The organism is Kitasatospora sp. NPDC057692 (assembly GCF_042799475.1).
Lineage (GTDB): Bacteria > Actinomycetota > Actinomycetes > Streptomycetales > Streptomycetaceae > Kitasatospora.
Genome location: NZ_JBHVIV010000060.1, coordinates 1 through 15,963, shown reverse-complemented (window position 1 = coordinate 15,963; position 15,963 = coordinate 1). Strand labels below are relative to the sequence as shown.

Below are 15,963 nucleotides of genomic sequence, written 5' to 3'. Positions count from 1 at the left end.
GAAGCCCCCGGCTTTACCGGAATCAGCCACAGCCGACGAAGGAACTGTGCACACTTGGACTTCCGGGGTCGACGCCGCACCAGGCGGTCGCGCCCTGCTGCCTGGGGGGCGGTTTTGGGCCAGAATTCTGTTTCAGGGGGCACGCTCGGCGCACGGCTGAGAACCGTCGCCGATCTGCCCGTGCTTGCCGCACAGCGTCGGGGCCTTCGGGGGCTGGCCCTCGCGGTGGACGAACGGGCCGGCCAGGCGCCGGCCGACCGGCAGACGGCCGCGGCGAACGCCCAGGACGCGCTCGCCGCCGACGTCGACACCTGGGCGCAGCTGGACCTGATGGCGCTGTTCGGCCGCCCCGAGCTGTACCGCGCCCCGGACACCCCGGCGGACCGGACCTCCCGGCTGCGGGAGGCGGTCACCCACGCGCCGCCGCTGCTGGTGTTCGTGCCGCTCGGCATCACCTGGTTCGGGCTCAGCCGGGCGACCGGCGCGTACGAGGAGTTGCGTTCGACCCAGGCCGGGCGGGAGCTCGCCGACGGCCGGACCTTCCTCGACCTGTGGCAGGACGGCTTCGGCGGCCACCTCAGCGGGCTGTTCACCTTCGGCGCCATGGTGTGGTGGACGATCGCGGCGCTGCTCCTGCTGCTCGGCACCACGCTGGCCGCCGAACTCGTCCGGCGGCGTGGCGACCTGGCCGGGAAGGCCTCGCTCGGCGCCGCCGTCGCCCAGCTCCCGCCGCTGCTGACGGAGGCCCAGCTGCTGCTGTCGGCGGCCAGGTTGGAGGCACCGGCCAGGTTCGTCGCGGAACTGAGCCGGGCCGCCGCGCAGCTGACCCCGCTGCTCGACCGGGCCGCCGACACCCACGCCGCCACCAGGTCGCTCGCCGACAGCACCGTCGAACTGCTGCGCACCGCCAAGCGCAGCACCAAGCAGCTGAGCGAGGCGTCCGCGGTGCTCGACGGCACGGCCGGCCGGCTCACCGACAGCGGCAACCGGCTGGTCACCGCGACCGAGCGGAGCACGGCCGCGGCCGACGCGGTGGCGCAGCTGGTCCGGGAGGAGGTCGCCCGCACCCGGGCGGACCTGTCGCAGGCCGCCGCCGAGAGCGTGCAGGAGATCCGGGAGGCCACCGACGCCTCGGCCCGTACCGTCGGCGCCCTCGGTGACCACGCGGTCCGGACGGTGCAGGAGCTGTCCGGGGAGATGACGCGGACGGTCACGGTGCTGTCGGACACCGCGAGCCTGCGGATGGGCGAGATCGGCGAGAACGTCGAGAAGCTGGTCACCCGGGCCGCCGCGCAGGGCGAACGGCTGGTCGGCGGCGCCTCGGAGCGGGCCGACGCCTCGCTCGCCGTCCTGTTGGACGAGCTGCGGACCGTCTCGGCCGCGCTCGACCGCTCGGGCGACCGGCTGGGCCTGGCCGGCGAGGGGCTCTCCGGCTGGCTGGAACACACCCTCGGCACGGGCGCCGACCACATCGCCCGCACCTACCACCTGGCGATCGCCACCGCGGCGGTCGAGCTCAGCCGGCAGTTCCAGCAGGCCGGCGGCGCCGTGGAGGCCGCGCTCACCGACTTCACCCGCGCCGTGGGCACCCTGGACACGGCGGTCGGCACGCTCGGCGGGACCGTCGGCAGCCTCGACGGAACCGTCGGGACGCTCGGCGGGACGGTGGGCACGCTCGGCGGGACGGTCGGCGCCCTGGACGGCAGCGTCGGCGAACTCGGCGGCGCGGTGGGCACTCTGGGCGGCACGGTGGGTTCGCTGAACGGCACCGTGACGGTGCTCGACGGCACCGCGGGCGCCCTCGGCTCGACCGTCGGCGTGTTCGACTCCGGGGTGGAGAACCTGGGCTCGGCGGTCGTCACCCTGGACGGCACCGCCGAGCGCCTCGGGGCCACGGTCGGCACGCTGCACGGCAGCGTGGACGCCCTCGACGCGAGCGTCGGCGGCCTGGACCGCACGGTCGTCCGCCTGGGCAGCGGCGACCGCAGCGGCGGTGGCGGCGCCGGTCCGGAGGCCGTCCGCCTGGGCAAGGCGGACGCCCGGCCCCCGTACGACGTGCCCGCGCGGGCCGTCCCTCCGCAGGGCCGGGACCCGCGGGTCGTACCGCCCCCGCAGGACCCCCGCCCGCACACCGACCCACCACAGGACACCCCACCACAGGACACCCCGCCGCAGGACACCCCTCCGCAGGACACCTCTCCGCCGACCGCACGGCCGGACGACCGGCCCCCGCGCGACGTTCCCCCGGCCGGACCGCGTTCCGCGGAGCCGGGGAGCCCGTCGTGAGGGGTACCGGCGTCACGCACCTCGCGGGCTGGCTCTTCGCCGACCTGCTGCTGATCCTGGTGCTGGTGGTGCTCGGCGGTCAGATCACCCGGACACCCGCCGTCGTCTCGGACCCGCCGCCGACCGCCACTCCGACCGCGGCCCTCACCCCGTCGCCGTCCCGGTCCACGCCGACGGCCACCCCGACCCCGACGCAGACCCCCACCCCGACGCCTCCGGTCGGCATGATCCCGCAGAGCCGCAACCTGGCCCTGCTCGCCGACCAGTCGGTGGCCGACGACCTGGTGAACGGCAGTCCGGAGCGCAAGGCCGCCGCCGCCCGCCGGATCAATGACGCCGTCACCACCGCGCTGAACGGGGAGCAGAAGCGCGGTGCCATGGTCTTCGTCTTCGGCACGGCCGGGGGCTGCGGCAGGTGCGACCCCACGTCCAACGCCAGCAGCGCCTTCGCGGTGGCCGCGGCCGAGGCCATCCGGCAGGGCGGGCACGGCCTGCTGCCGACCGATCCCGGGTTCTACCGGGGCTACCTCGACCTCGACGCCGCCTCCGGCACCCTGCGGATGGAGCTGTTCCTCTACAACTCGTGACCCCGCACCGCCGAAGCCCGAACCACCCGAGCCCGAACCCACCGCATTCCCGCACTCCGCACTCCGCACTCCGCACCCACCGAAGCCCACGCACCCGGCACCACCCGTGAAGGAGCACGCCCGTGAAATGGGACGACCCGGTACAGGCACTGCGGTTCGCCCAGGAGGTCAAAGAGGCCGCGCCGGATCCGCTGGACGTACCGGAGGAGGCCGCCGACGACTTCCGCGACGCCCTGCACCACACGGAGGAGCTGATCAGGGTCGCGACCACCCCGGTGGCGATCGGCGTGGTCGGCGAGTTCACCGCCGGCAAGTCCAGCCTGATCGGCGCCCTGCTCGGCAAGCCCGACCTGCTGCCGACCGCGAACCGCGCGACCACCGCGCAGGTGACCGCCCTGCGGCTGCGCAGCGGCCCGCCGGACCGGCCGACCGCGCTCGGCGACCGGGCGGTGGCCGAACTCCTCAGCCCGGCCGACGTCCTGGGCTGCCTCACCTACATGGCGAACGAGCTGTCGGCCGACTTCAAGCGGTCGAAGGAGGGGCTGGACCGCCGGCCGCTCCAGGAGTTCCTGGCGGCCATCGCCACCCCGGCGACCGACGCCACCCCGCTGTGGCGCGATCCGCGGACCTGGCAGCGTTTCGACACCTGGGCGCGCGAGGCGCTCTGGACGCACCCGCAGGACGACGAGACCCTGCGCGAGAGCGTCCGCGAGATGCACCGGCTCAGCGAGGCGCTGCTGACGGTCGACCCAGACCTGTTCGGCAGCACGGTGGGGATGTCCACCGCGGTCGCCCGGGCGCTCGCGGACATGGGCAAGGCGGACGACCCCGGCGCGCCGTACCCGGCCCGGTCGCCGCTGCGCAAGAAGCTCGACCGGCAGAGCCTGGAGGCCGCCCTGGAGCACGCCTCCCGCACCGGGGCGGCGCTCGGTGAGGAGTACCGGGCCGTGCTGTCGCCGCTGATCCGGCGGATCGACATGGAGGTCGACGTCCGGCCCGGCGCCTGGGAGGCGGTCGATTCCCAGGACGGCAGCGCGCTGCTGCTGGACTTCCCCGGCCTCGGGGCGGCCGGACGCCGCGACGACTACCTGTGCCTGTCCCAGCTGAAGAACGTCGAGACCATCCTCGTGGTCCCCCGCGGCGACCTGATGGGCTCCCGGCTGGTCGGCACGTTCTACGGGAAGATGGAGTCGCAGGGCCATCACCGGGACACGCTCGCCGACAGCATCCTGATGGCCTTCAACAAGTGGGACGCCCACAACGCCCCGGAGCTGCCCGCCGAGACGGTGGCGCTCGGTGCCACGGCGACGGACGCCTCCGAGGCGCTGCACATGTTCCGGGTCGAGGCCGGGAAGCTGCTGTTCGAACGGATCGAGCGGGCGCTGCCGGTGTCGGTGCTCGCCGCGGTCGCGACCGACGGCTCCGGTCTCGACTGCACGCTCGCGGACCTCTCGGCCATGACGCCCGAGGCGGCCAAGGCGATGGCGAAGCGGCGCCGGGAATGGGGCGAGCTGGCCAACCGGATCGCGCTCGCCGACCCGGGCCACCACTGGGTGCGCCAGCTCGGCGAGTACGCGCGCGACGGCGGGCTGCTCGCCCTGCGGGCGATGATCGCCGAGCACATCGAGGCCCACGGCGTACGGCTCAAGCGCCGTACCGTCGGCGAGCAGTTCCGGCGCACCCACCGGGCCTGGCGCACGGTGGACGCGCGGACCAGGGCGCACTCGGTCGCCGAGGGCAGTCCGGAGCACGCTGAGCTGATCGAGCGGTTCGAGCGGCTGGGGGCCGACGCGGGCCGGCTGATGACGGCGCTCAACGAGCTGCGCAACCCGGCGAAGGCGCGCCAGGGCAGCGGCGGTTCGGTCCTGGCCCGGCTGGAGCGGCAGGCGGTCACCAAGGTGTTCTCGTGGCCGCTCTGGAACGAGCTGTTCGCCGCCCTGGAGGACGGCGTGGTGACCAAGGCCCCGGTGTCGAGCACCGAGGTCCCGGACTACGTGCGGGTGCTCCCGCCCGAGTTGCAGCAGGAGTTCCTGAAGAACCTGGCCGGTCAGTCGCAGGAGCGGGACGCCGACACCACGGCGGCCTTCCACCGCCACTACGTGCGGACGGTGACCGCGCTGCGCGAGGACGCGCTGAAGCAGCTGACCGCGTGGGCCGAGTCGTGGGCCGCCGAACAGGAGGAGGTGTTCGGCGAGGTGCACGCGTGGCTCGCCGACGAGGAGACCGGCGTCCGGCTGGAGGCACTCTTCGCGCAGCTCCCGGAGTCGCGGGTGCCCCCGTCCTTCCGGGTCAGCCAGCTGCGGGTGCTCACCACGACCGCGTACTTCCCCCCGACCGCGACGGCCGCAGCCACCACCTCGGCGGCGGCCCTGGCGCCCACCGACATCACCGGGTTCCCGCAGCTCCCGGACCACGTGCTGCCGTGGAGCCACGACTACCCGGACGACCCCTCGCCCAAGCGGCGGGAGGCCGAGAGCAGCCAGTACGTGGTCGCGCTGTTCCGCAGCCGGCTGGTCGCGGCGGTGTACGAGCAGGCCGCGGCCGCGTTCACCGACATGCTGTCGGCCGCCCTCACCGGCCTGATCCAGCTGGTGCAGCAGAACGCGCGCGCGGTGCCGGACTCACTCCAGGTGGCCGAGATGATCAGCGCCGGCGCCGGGGCGGCGGGCGGCGGGGAAGCGGGCGACGGCGGCGGAGCGGCCGACGGGTCCGAGGAGAACGGCTCGCTGCGGGCCGTACTGCGTCGTTGGGAGCAGGAGAAGTGAGCACTCTTCAGGTCATGTTCGAGGCCGTCCCCGGCCTCACCGGCGCCGACCAGGCGTTCACCAGCGCCGCGCGCGAGGACGGCGGCCACGTCCTGCCGCAGGTGGTCCTGGAGTCCTACGACAACCTGCTCGGCTATCCGCAGGAGCTGCGGATCATCGAGACCGCGGACGGCTCGGCGCCGCTGCGGCAGTGGCTGCAGAACAACTGGACCGCGCTGCCCTTCCCCGACAACCTGCCGGTCTACGGCCGGCTGGTGGTGATCCCCGGGCTGGTCGTGCCCGCGGAGGTCGTACGCCCCCCGGAGACCCCGGCCGGGGACGTGCGGGTCAGCGTCACGTGGCAGCTGATCTACCGCAACGAGAAGGGCGTCCAGGCCGAGGACTTCGGGTCGGTGGAGCTGACCTTCAGCTCCGAGGACGGCCCGCAGCAGGCCGCTCCGCTGCTGGACGGCATACCCCGGCACATCGGCCCCGGGCTGGTCTTCAACAACTTCGCCGCGGTGGACTTCGGCAACACCGGTTCGACCGCCACCGTCTACAACGGCGAGGAGAACGTCATCTGGCGGATCGACCCCGAGCAGGGCCGCTCGCTCGGCGCCTCGCTCGCCGAGGTCGTCCACCGCGCGGCCGGTGCCGAGCCCGCGACGCCGCCGGCCTGGGCGGCGGCGGCCGAGCTGCTCGCCGCCCGGGTGCTGGCCGGCCAGCCGGCGGGCGAGCGCACCCCGCGGCGGCTGGCCGAGCTGCTCACCCTCGCCGACGGCCCCGCCGCGGCCCTGGTCGAGGGCACCGCCCACGAGCTGGAGAAGCTCGCCCGCACCGCCGGGTTCAGCGAGTGGCTGGTCCCCCGGCTGCACGCGGCCTACGACCGGGCCTTCCGGGTCCCCCCGCTGGCCCGGCTGGGCCTGCGCCGGGTGGACTTCCTGACCGGCGCCTCCACCACGTACGAGGTGCCGAGCGTGCTCACGGTCGCCGACGGGCGGCTCACCCTGGGCATGGACGAGTCCAGCTCCCCGGTGCGCGGGCTCAAGCGCCGGCTGCGCCGACCGGGCCCGATCCCGGTGCCGGGCCTCGGCGCGGACGTGGAGCACAGCTCCGACGACCTGATCGCGCTGGCGTTCGTCCGGCTGATCGAGAGCACCCAGGAGAACATCCGCCACCCGCAGACCGGCGAACTGCGCCACCTCACCGAGCTGGTGGTCACCCATCCGACGACCACCCCGCCCGACGCGCAGAACCGGTTGGAGCACCTGCTGCTCGACAAGTGCGGCCTGCAGCAGGTCGTGCTGCGCTACGACGAGGGCGTGGCCGCCGGGCTGTTCTTCGTGATGCGGGACTTCGCCGGCAGCCCCGGCACCGGGGTCGAGGCGCTGCGCGCCGCCTCCCACAAGCTCTCCGGCCAGGAGCACGACACCTGGCGCCAGACCATGCTGGTCGTCGACATCGGCGGCGGCACCACCGACATCGCCCTGCTCGGGCTCACCCTCACCGACTACAGCCAGCCGATGACCAAGGAGCAGGCCCGGGTCCGCGGCCGCCGCTACGAGCTGCGCCCCGAGGTGCTCGGCTCCTCCGGCCACCCCGACCTCGGCGGCGACTACCTCACCCTGCGGGTCTACTACCTGCTCAAGGCGGCGTTCGCGGACTACCTCCTGGAACTGGCCCACGAGGAGCAGCGCGCGGCGGCCGGCGGCGGCTGGAGCACGGACTCGCCCGGCCTCGGGCAGGAGCTGCTCAGCCTGCTCCCCGACGCGCTGGCCGCCACCGCGACCGAGCCGCCGCGCAAGCTGGCCGCCGAGGTGCTCGGCCACCTCTCCGGCCAGGTCCTGCCCAAGACCCTCGCCCCGGAGAGCGTCACGGCGGTGCTGGCGGCGATCCTGCCGACCGGCTGGGAGCCCGGCGCCAACCTGGAGAACCCGCTGTTCCGCAAGGTGTGGGCGGACGCCGAGCGGGCCAAGATCCTGCTCGGCAGCGCACCGGCCGACGGTGCGGAGCCGGTGTGGACGGTCACCCGGACCCAGGTGATCGGCTGGCTCAACGACCTGCCCGACCAGGACCGGGCCGGCGGACTTCGCGCCCTGCTGGACCGCCGGGAGACCGAGCACCTGTTCGACATCCGCCGGGAGGACTTCGCCCTCCTCGCCGTCCCGGTCTTCCGGGAGGCCGCGGCGATCGCGGTGGAACTGGTGCAGAGCCGGTTCGGGCAGGACCCGTCCCTGACCCTGGACCGGATCATCCTGTGCGGGCGCAGCACCTCGATGCAGATCGTGCTGGACTCGGTCGCCGAGGAGATCGCGCCGCGCACCCTGGCCAACGGCCGGCCGGTGTTCCACAACCCCGCCGCCATCGACGTGGAGGCGCCGTTCGCCAAACAGGCCACCTCGATCGGCGCGGCCTGGGCGCACACCCGCAGCCTCGCCCGCACCCGCTCCGGGCTCCGGGCCGACGACGACGCCGACAACCTGCGCACCAGCACGGTGGACATCGAGGTCGGCGACCTGTCGGCCACCCTGCCCTGCGACTTCAGCCTCATCGACAACAACGCCGAGCGCGCCCTGGTGTTCGCCGTCGGCACCCCGTACGACGCGGTGCCCGGCGGACGGCTGGCGGTGCGCTCGCCGTGGCTCCGGCCGGACTGGTCGATCAACCTGCACCGGCCGCTCAACGGTGAGATCAGCATGAGCTGGGGCACCTACGACGTCCGCCGCAAGGCCCTCGACCAGGGCGTCACCCTGGACGAGGAGCTGTGGGCGGGCCGGCTGTCCGAGGGCGTCGACCCCGTGGTGCGGATGATGATGGAGATCGACGAACGGCTGGAGCCGCGGATCCACTTCCGGCAGGGCGACCACGCGCACCACGTCGTCGACGGCCCCTACCTCGACCTGGCCGATCTCGGCTGCGCCCGGCTCGGCGAGGACGGCCACCTGACCGGGCTGGCCGGCCGCGTCACGATGGCCGGCATCAACCGGGACGGCGTGCTCACCGAGCCGGTGGAGGTCCTGCCGCACTGGACGGAGACGGCGAAGCTGACCGAGCGGCTGCCGGACACCTTCCACCACAGCCAGGACCTGGCCGGCCCGGACGAGCCGGTCCCCGGTCTGCTGATCCCGTTCGCACCGGTCCCCTCGGCCAAGGAGTACGTCTTCACCTGCGTCACCGAGGACGGCACGGAGCACCCGCTCGGCCGGCTGAAGGCCCCGGTCGGCCCCCGCCGCACCTCGCGCTACCTCAGCGTGGACAGCCTCGGCCGGCTGCGGGTGCACGCCACCGTGCCGCCGTTCCTGGAGGCGAAGGACCTGCGGACGGTCCAGGCGCACCCCGGCACCGTCTACTCCGCGCTCATGACGCAGGACCTCGACAGCCTCTACCCCGACTGGAACCCCTTCAGCGGCAGGCACTGACCCACCGCCGGACCACGCGCACCGCCCGACGGACCACGAGGGAAAGGGATCAGCACGGACATGGACGTCGTTCACTCCGCGGACTCTGTCCACGATGACGCCACCATCGACCACCGCACCGCCGCGGCGCACCGGGAGGCGGTGGCCTTCGCCGACGCGCTGCTGGCACTGGCGCCGGTCGACGAGCACCTGCACCAGCGGCTCGCCCGGGTCGCGGGCACGCTCCGCGACGTGTGGGCGGAGCAGGTCAGGGACGAGGCCCTGTACCTGGCGCACCGGCACCTGGACGAGCTCGTCCACGTCGTCTGCCGCGCCCTGCCGACGGCGGACGACGCGGGCGCGGACGGGGGGCTGGGGGAGGTGAAGGAGGCGTCCTCCGGTGCCGCCGCCGTCCCCGGCGACGGGGAGTCCGGCGGAGGGGCCGACGGTGAGGCCGCCGGTGAGGTCCGGCCCGCCGCGGCCGCCGGAGACGGCGGCGACCGGTCGCCGACTCCGGACGCCACGGCCCCGGAGGACCCGCCCCCGGCCGAGGAGCGGCCGGACGCCTCGGCCGCCCCGGACCCGGATGCCGCGGACGTCTCTGACGTTGCCGATGCTGCGGACGTCTCGGACGCCGTGGACGTCCCGGACGCCCCGGACGCCTCAGATGTATCGGACGCCCCGGACGCCCCGGACGTCGACACGGACAGCGGCGGCGACGACAGCGCCCCTGCGGAGGAGGACCCCGCCGACGAGACGACCACCGCCGGCGAGCCCGACCTCCAGGCCGTCCGCCGACTGCTCAAGAGCGAGATCCACTCCCGGTGGCCGTCCGGCCCCGGCCGTCCGTCCGGGGGTTTCCGCCCCCAGCTCGTGGCACCGGACCCGCAGATCGCCCGGAACCGCGAGTTCTCCGCCGACCACCGGGAACTGGCCCGCGGGCTGCGGCTGGACGCGCTGCGGCTGCCGGTGCGCGAGAGCGACCTCCTGCACCGGAAGCTGGCCGAGGTCCTCGGGACGGACAGTCCGCCGGACGCCGGCAGGCTCCCCGGCTTCGGTGACATCCTGGACCCGGTGCCGTTCGAGCAGCGGTCCGAGACCTCGTCGCTGGAGCAACTGCACGACCTCTGGGCCCGGTTGATCCGTCTGCTCGACCCGGAGGACAGCACCGTGGCGGTCCGGCCGCCGCACGCCCTCCCCAACCAGCAGCGGCCGCTGTGCCTGATCGTCCAGCACGCCATGGACCTGATCGCCGTGGTGCGGGAGAGCCTGCTGGTACCGCACAGCGGTCTGGTCCGGGCGAACGGACTCCAGAACATCAGGCCCCTCGACGAACCGACCGCCCAGAACTGGGAGAAGGCCGTCCTGACCTGGCTCGGCGAGCTGAGCAGGCTCGGTGAGCACAAGACCCCTTCGGCCGGCGCGGCCTTCCTGGCGAAGCTGACGGAGCTCGACCTGGCCCTCGCCCAGATCGTCGCCGACCCGATTCCGACCAGCGGCAGTTGGTGGTACGACGGGCGCCTGCAGCTCCGCAACGGCGTCAACAACGTGATCGGCGCCCAGGGCGCAAAGGTACTGGCCACCTACGACAGCTACCTGACGAAGGAGATCAGCACGATGGCGGACACCCGCATCCTGCCCGGCGGGGTGCCCAACGCGGTGCTGTGGTGGCTCAAGCTCCCGTACGAACCGCCGGGCGGTCAGGGACTGGTGCGGGGTCAGGCGATCTGTTCCCCCCGCCAGGCCGCCACCCGCCAGCTCCGGCACTGACATGACGGGACACCCCGAGGATCCCGTCCCCGCGGCCGGACCTGGCTGGCACGCCGAGGTGGCCCGGCTGCTGGGCGACACCGCCGTCGGCGAGCGCGCCGGAATGCGCCGCTCCCTGGCCGAGGACCTCGCGGCGGCAGCCGGTCGCTCGGCGACGTCCGCCTCCCCGATGTCCGTTTCCCCGGCGACTGTCTCCCCGGCGCCCGCCGACGGCCCGCCGGTCCGGCACCGGATCGCGCTGCTGCACGCCGCGCTGCCGCCCGCCGGCTGGCGGGAGCTGCTGGTCCGGCTGCTGGACACGGCCGCGACCGGCGCCGTCCGGCACGACCTGCTGGACGCACCGGTGGGTCCGGCCGCGGTCGGCCGTCCGGCCGACGGGACCGCGCGACTCGTCCGCCAGGCGCACGCGGTGCTGGTCCTGGTGGACTACCCCGCGCTGGAGCGGGCCGCCGCGGGCCCGCCGCCCGGCGAGGCCGCCCGTCCGCGGGCCGCGACCGGCGCGCTGCGGCGGATCCTGCCGGCCGCGGTGGCGGCGGTCGGCGCGGACCGGACCGCCGTCGTGGTGCTGGGTACGGACACGCTGGGGGTGAGCGCCCGGCCGCACCTCGCGGTCTGGGCGGCGGCGGCGGTCCGGCGGGTCCTCGGCGAGTCGCTGCACGCGCTCACCGTCGTCCCGGTACTCACCGGCCGCGCCCTCGCGGCGCGCACCGAACGGGAGGCCGCCGACGCCGGGCTGGCCGACCTCGCGGCGCAGGTGCTGGAGCCGTGGACCGCCTCGGCTCCCGCGGCGGTCGCCGCACTGGCCCGCCGCCGTTACGGCTCGGCGCTGCGGGCCTCCGCGCAAGGCTTGGCCCGGACCGCCGACCCCGACTGGCCGGGCCTGGACGGGGACCGGCTGTCCGACCCCGCGTACGCGCGGGAACTGCACGAGAAGCTGATCGCCACCGCGTGCGGCCCGCTGGTGGCCGACGCGCTGCGCGACGCCCAGGAAGGTGCTCCGTGAACACTGTGATCGTCATCCTGCTGATCCTGTCCCTGATCGGCAACGCCGTCCTCACCTGGTTCCTGGTGGCCCGCCGGCCCACCGTCCAGGTGCCCGGCCAGCCCCAGTACATCCAGGTGCCGGGGCCCGAGGTGGTGCGCGAAGTGCCCGGGCCCGTCCAGTACGTGGAGGTGCCGGGGCCCGAGGTGGTGCGCGAGATCCCCGGGCCCGTCCAGTACGTGGAGGTGCCGGGCCCCGAGGTCGTCCGCGAGGTCCCGGTCCCCGGACCGGAACGCATCGTCGAGGTCGAGATCACCAGGCCGGTGGAGGTGCCCGCCCGCTCGGGTCCCCGGTTCGGCACCGGCCCGTTCCCGGTGGCCGTACCGAGCGCCTTCCCGATCGGCCGGGACGTCGCGCCGGACACCGTCGTCGACGGCGTCGACCTGGGCCACCTGCACGTCCGGGCCGGGTCCCAGCGCGGCGGCCGCAACCGGCTCGACCAGCGGTTCCGCCGCGACGCCTTCCTGACCCGGATCGTGCCCGAGTTCCCCCGGCAGACGCTGCTGTCGGCGGTGGCGGCGGGCAACCCGCTGGGCGCCTGGTCCCACAGCGCCGCCGACGTACTGGTGAACTCCCTGGCCACCCAGGTCGGCGCGTTCGCCGAACCGCTGGCGTACGCCATGTGGGAGGCCCACTCCCCCGACACCGTCAGCGAGTTGCTGCGCTCGGCGCTGCGCGGCACCACGGGCGGGCTGGAGCGGCTCGGCCACCTGCGCCAGGCCGCGCCGGGCGACGTGTCCGCCGATCTGCTGGCCGCCCTGTCCCCGCTCGGCCAGAATCCCGCGGAGACCCGCCGGCAGCTGGTGTTCGGCACCGGCAACGGGACGGCCCTGCTGCTGCGCGACGGCGTCTGGAACGAGCAGCTGGCCCTGGGCGGCCGTACCGCCTGGGCCCCCGAACGGGCCCTGCCCGACGGGCTGGAGCTGCGCTGGCAGCCCGTCGACACCCGGCCGGGCGACCTGCTGGTGCTGTGCACCGGCGCCACGGCCGAGCTGCTCCGGCGCCCCGACGTCGGCGCCTACCTGGCCGAGACCTGGCGGGTCGGCGCGCCCGACCTGACGGCGTTCCTGCACGACCTGGGCGTCCAGGCCCACGGCGCGGACACCGACCGCACCCTGGTCTGCCTCTGGGAACGCGGCTGAGCCCCGCCACCGCCCCGGTCTCCCGACCCCGCCGCGCCCGGAGCCTTTCGGCTCCGGGCCGCCGCGGTTCAAGAGCCCGCTCCGTCGATGTGGCGAGCGGCACGCTGCGCGCCGAGCGGCCGGCGACCGGCAGCCGGGGGCGGACGGCCGGTCAGGCGTCCCAGGCGCGGGGGCGGTCCAGGGCCTCCCATTCGGGGCGGAGCAGTGCGAGCACGGCGAGGTCGTAGCGGCGGCCCCGGTGCAGGCAGGCGGAGCGGCTGACGCCCTCGCGCACGAAGCCGGATCCCGCGAGCACGGCCAGTGCGGCGCTGTTGTGGGTGTGGGTCTCCACGGCGAGGCGATGCAGCGGGAGTTCGCCGAAGGCCAGGTCCACGAGGGCGTCCAGCGCCGCGCCGCCGTACCCGCGGCCGCGGTGCTCGGGCGCCAGCACCAGCTCCACGCGGGCCGTGCCGTTGACCATGTCCTGGCCGGTCAGCGCGATGTGGCCGATCGGGAGGCCGCCGGGGAGCAGGACGAGGAAGTCGTCGCGGTCCTCGTTGTCCCGGTCGCGTTCGACGCGCTCGCGCAGCGCGGAGAGCGACCGCGGCCAGAAGCCGATCTCGTGGGCCGCCACCGGGTCGGAGCGCCAGCTCTGCAGCAGCTCGGCGTCGTCGACGTCGAGCACCGCGAGCCCGACCACCGCGTTGCGCCAGCTGACCACCCTCGCGTCCTCCTCGTCGAGCTCCGTGTCCGCGGTCCCATCGTTTTCGATCATGAGCGGATGCTACGGGCGCCTCCGCCACGGGACCACGGATTTTCGGCGAGCCGCCCCGGGCCACCGGCTGCGGCGGGCGGTCAGGGCGTCCGTGCCGTCGAGGGCGCTCCGGACGGACGTCCACCGCCGCCGGGGCGTCCGGTCAGAACGTGCGCGCCTCGGTGACCTGGTTCAGGTGGATGAGGACGTCGTAGGCCCGGCCGATCGCGAGCTGCGGCAGGGGGTCGTTGACGAAGACCGAACCGGCGTCGTAGGTGGGCCGGGAGACGTCCAGCCAGTCGCGGGCCGCCCGGGGGGCGGTGCGCAGGTCGACGTAGTAGTCGCGGTGGCGGACCCGGTCGAGGGTGTACTCGTTCATGTCGGGCGTGGCCGGCGGGACGGTGACGGACTTCCAGCCGCCGGTCAGGACCGCGTCGGTGGTGAGGAAGGAGCCGCTGTCGAAGGTGAAGCCGATGGCGACGTAGTCGCGGCCGTAGGCGTCCCTCAGGTAGGAGCCCTGCGGCTTGGGGTACAGGAAGGTGTCCGTGGACAGGTAGCCGGCGTGCCCGTTGTGCGCCGACATCAGGACCTTGCCGCCGGTGCGGCGCTGCCACCAGGCGGTGTTCTCGGCCATCGCCCGGTCGCGCAGCTGCTCCGAGGCGGAGACGGAGGCCGGGTCGGCGATGTCGAAGGTGGCGAAGGCGAAGGTCTGGGCGATGTTCCGGGCGTGCTGCACGGCCCACTCGTAGGCGTCGTCGCCGGGGGTGCCGTTCACGGTGACCAGGTCGAGCGCCTGCTGGGCCCTGGCCGCGTTCTCCCGGCGCTCGGCGACCGGCTTGCCGATGTAGCCGAAGAGGTCGTCCAGGGGCCGCAGACCGGCGTAGAGCCCTTCGAGCTGCGGCAGAGCGGCCGGCCGGGCCTGCCGCAGGTAGGAGGCGACCCGCTCGAAGGCCGGGTCGCCGAGCTTCGGGAGGCCGAGGTCGTCGCCCAGGAAGTGGACCGGGTTCCGGGGGTGGCTCTGGTTGTAGGACCGCATCCAGGCGATCAGGTCGGCGAACTCCTCGCGGTCCCACGGGCTGCCGCCCAGGGCCTCCTTGACGACCTGCCGCGCGTCGCCCGGGCCGCCCTGGAGGTACTCGTCGATCCGCAGGCCGCTGGTCCAGCTCGTCTCCAGGGCGAAGGTGGTGAAGCCCTTCTCCTCGACCAGGTAGCGGAAGAGCCGCTGCTTCATCGCGAAGAACTCGTGGGAACCGTGGGTGGCCTCGCCCAGGCCGACCACCTTGGCGTCGCCGATCATCTCCCCCAGCGCCCGGAGGTCTGCGGTGCGGCCGCCGGGCTCGGTCGTCCGCAGCGGCTGGGCCACGCTCTCCAGCGCGCGCACCACGGCGTCCTGCCGGGCGTCCGCGGCGTTCGCCCCGGGCGCGGCCGCCGGGCCCGCCGGGGCGGCCGAGGCGACGGGAGCGGCGCTCGCCGCCACCGGGGCCAGCACGGCCGCCGCCATCGCCGCCGCCAGCAGCAGTCCGCGTCGCCCGATCCGCTTGTCAGCCGTCATCGTTCCAACCACTCCTCAACTCGATGGAACGCCGTTGACCTCGGCGTTCGATGAGTTGATCTTCGCTGTGGCGGTACCTCCGACGCCCTGGGGACATCCTCCGACTTCCCTGGGGGAAACCCCCCGACGCGATTCGGCGGCCAACCCCCCGGCCGCCGGCGGTCCCCCGTACGTTGGCCTCCGGGTTTCCAGCGGCGTCGGGCCCTTCGGCGGAGACGTGCGTCGGCGGGCGGCCGAGGCGGCCCCCCGTTCTCGTGAACCTGCCGTGCGTGCCCGGGCGTGTCCGCGGATGCGCCCCCGGACGACACGGAGGCCTGCCTAGGCTCCCCGGCATGGACATCGTGATCCCGCTCTTCAGGCTCTTCGAGCCGCTCGACGCCATCGGCCCGTACGAGCTCCTGGCGAACGTCCCCGACGCCCGGGTGCGCTTCGTCGCGCCCGAACCCGGGCGGATCGCCGACGTGCTGGGTTCCCTGCGGGTGGACGTGCCCACCCGCTTCACGGAGGTCGAGTCCTGCGACGTGCTGCTCGTCCCGGGCGGTGCGGGGGCGCGGCTGATGCTGAACAACACGGAGTTCATCGACTGGGTGCGCCGGATCCACGGGACGACCCGTTTCACCGCCTCCGTCTGCACCGGGGCGCTCGTCCTCGGGGCGGCGGGACTGCTCAACGGGCTGACCGTGACCACCCACTGGCTGGCGAAGGACGA

10 protein-coding genes are annotated in these 15,963 nt (G+C 74.5%); 8 read left to right on the top strand and 2 right to left on the bottom strand.

The window, feature by feature from the left end; all coding sequences use genetic code 11:
- The first annotated feature begins 180 nt into the window (after positions 1 to 180).
- From ACFVFS_RS28300 to ACFVFS_RS28270, 7 genes are all read left to right on the top strand, one after another.
- A complete protein-coding gene (locus ACFVFS_RS28300; RefSeq protein ID WP_380627541.1) occupies positions 181 to 2,286 on the top strand; it encodes a hypothetical protein in 2,106 nt (701 codons plus the stop codon).
- A complete protein-coding gene (locus tag ACFVFS_RS28295) occupies positions 2,283 to 2,873 on the top strand; it encodes a hypothetical protein (protein WP_380627540.1) in 591 nt (196 codons plus the stop codon). Before ACFVFS_RS28300 ends, ACFVFS_RS28295 begins: the two co-directional genes overlap by 4 nt.
- A 122-nt stretch (positions 2,874 to 2,995) precedes the next feature.
- Positions 2,996 to 5,638 carry a dynamin family protein gene (locus tag ACFVFS_RS28290; protein ID WP_380627539.1) on the top strand — a complete coding sequence of 881 codons (2,643 nt, stop codon included), beginning with the start codon at positions 2,996 to 2,998 and terminating at the stop codon, positions 5,636 to 5,638.
- A complete protein-coding gene (locus ACFVFS_RS28285; RefSeq protein WP_380627538.1) occupies positions 5,635 to 9,036 on the top strand; it encodes a hypothetical protein in 3,402 nt (1,133 codons plus the stop codon). Before ACFVFS_RS28290 ends, ACFVFS_RS28285 begins: the two co-directional genes overlap by 4 nt.
- Positions 9,037 to 9,096: 60 nt before the next feature.
- Positions 9,097 to 10,785: a hypothetical protein gene (locus ACFVFS_RS28280; RefSeq protein ID WP_380627537.1), complete on the top strand. Its 1,689-nt coding sequence runs from the start codon at positions 9,097 to 9,099 to the stop codon at positions 10,783 to 10,785.
- A gap of 1 nt (position 10,786) precedes the next feature.
- On the top strand, positions 10,787 to 11,788 hold the full coding sequence (locus tag ACFVFS_RS28275) for a hypothetical protein (protein ID WP_380627536.1): 1,002 nt from the start codon (positions 10,787 to 10,789) through the stop codon (positions 11,786 to 11,788).
- Positions 11,785 to 12,969, top strand: coding sequence for a hypothetical protein (locus ACFVFS_RS28270; RefSeq protein ID WP_380627535.1), 1,185 nt, complete (start codon positions 11,785 to 11,787; stop codon positions 12,967 to 12,969). Before ACFVFS_RS28275 ends, ACFVFS_RS28270 begins: the two co-directional genes overlap by 4 nt.
- A gap of 151 nt (positions 12,970 to 13,120) precedes the next feature.
- On the opposite strand, the gene ACFVFS_RS28265 is transcribed toward ACFVFS_RS28270, so the two are convergent.
- Both ACFVFS_RS28265 and ACFVFS_RS28260 read right to left on the bottom strand, forming a co-directional pair.
- A complete protein-coding gene (locus tag ACFVFS_RS28265; RefSeq protein WP_380627534.1) occupies positions 13,121 to 13,723 on the bottom strand; it encodes a GNAT family N-acetyltransferase in 603 nt (200 codons plus the stop codon).
- Between the two features lie 142 nt (positions 13,724 to 13,865).
- Entirely contained in the window at positions 13,866 to 15,254 is a 1,389-nt protein-coding gene (locus tag ACFVFS_RS28260; RefSeq protein WP_380627533.1) for an erythromycin esterase family protein, read from the bottom strand.
- A gap of 332 nt (positions 15,255 to 15,586) precedes the next feature.
- Here ACFVFS_RS28260 and ACFVFS_RS28255 point away from each other — a divergent pair.
- On the top strand, positions 15,587 to 15,963 hold a 377-nt coding region (locus ACFVFS_RS28255), incomplete at its 3' end, for a DJ-1/PfpI family protein (RefSeq protein WP_380627532.1).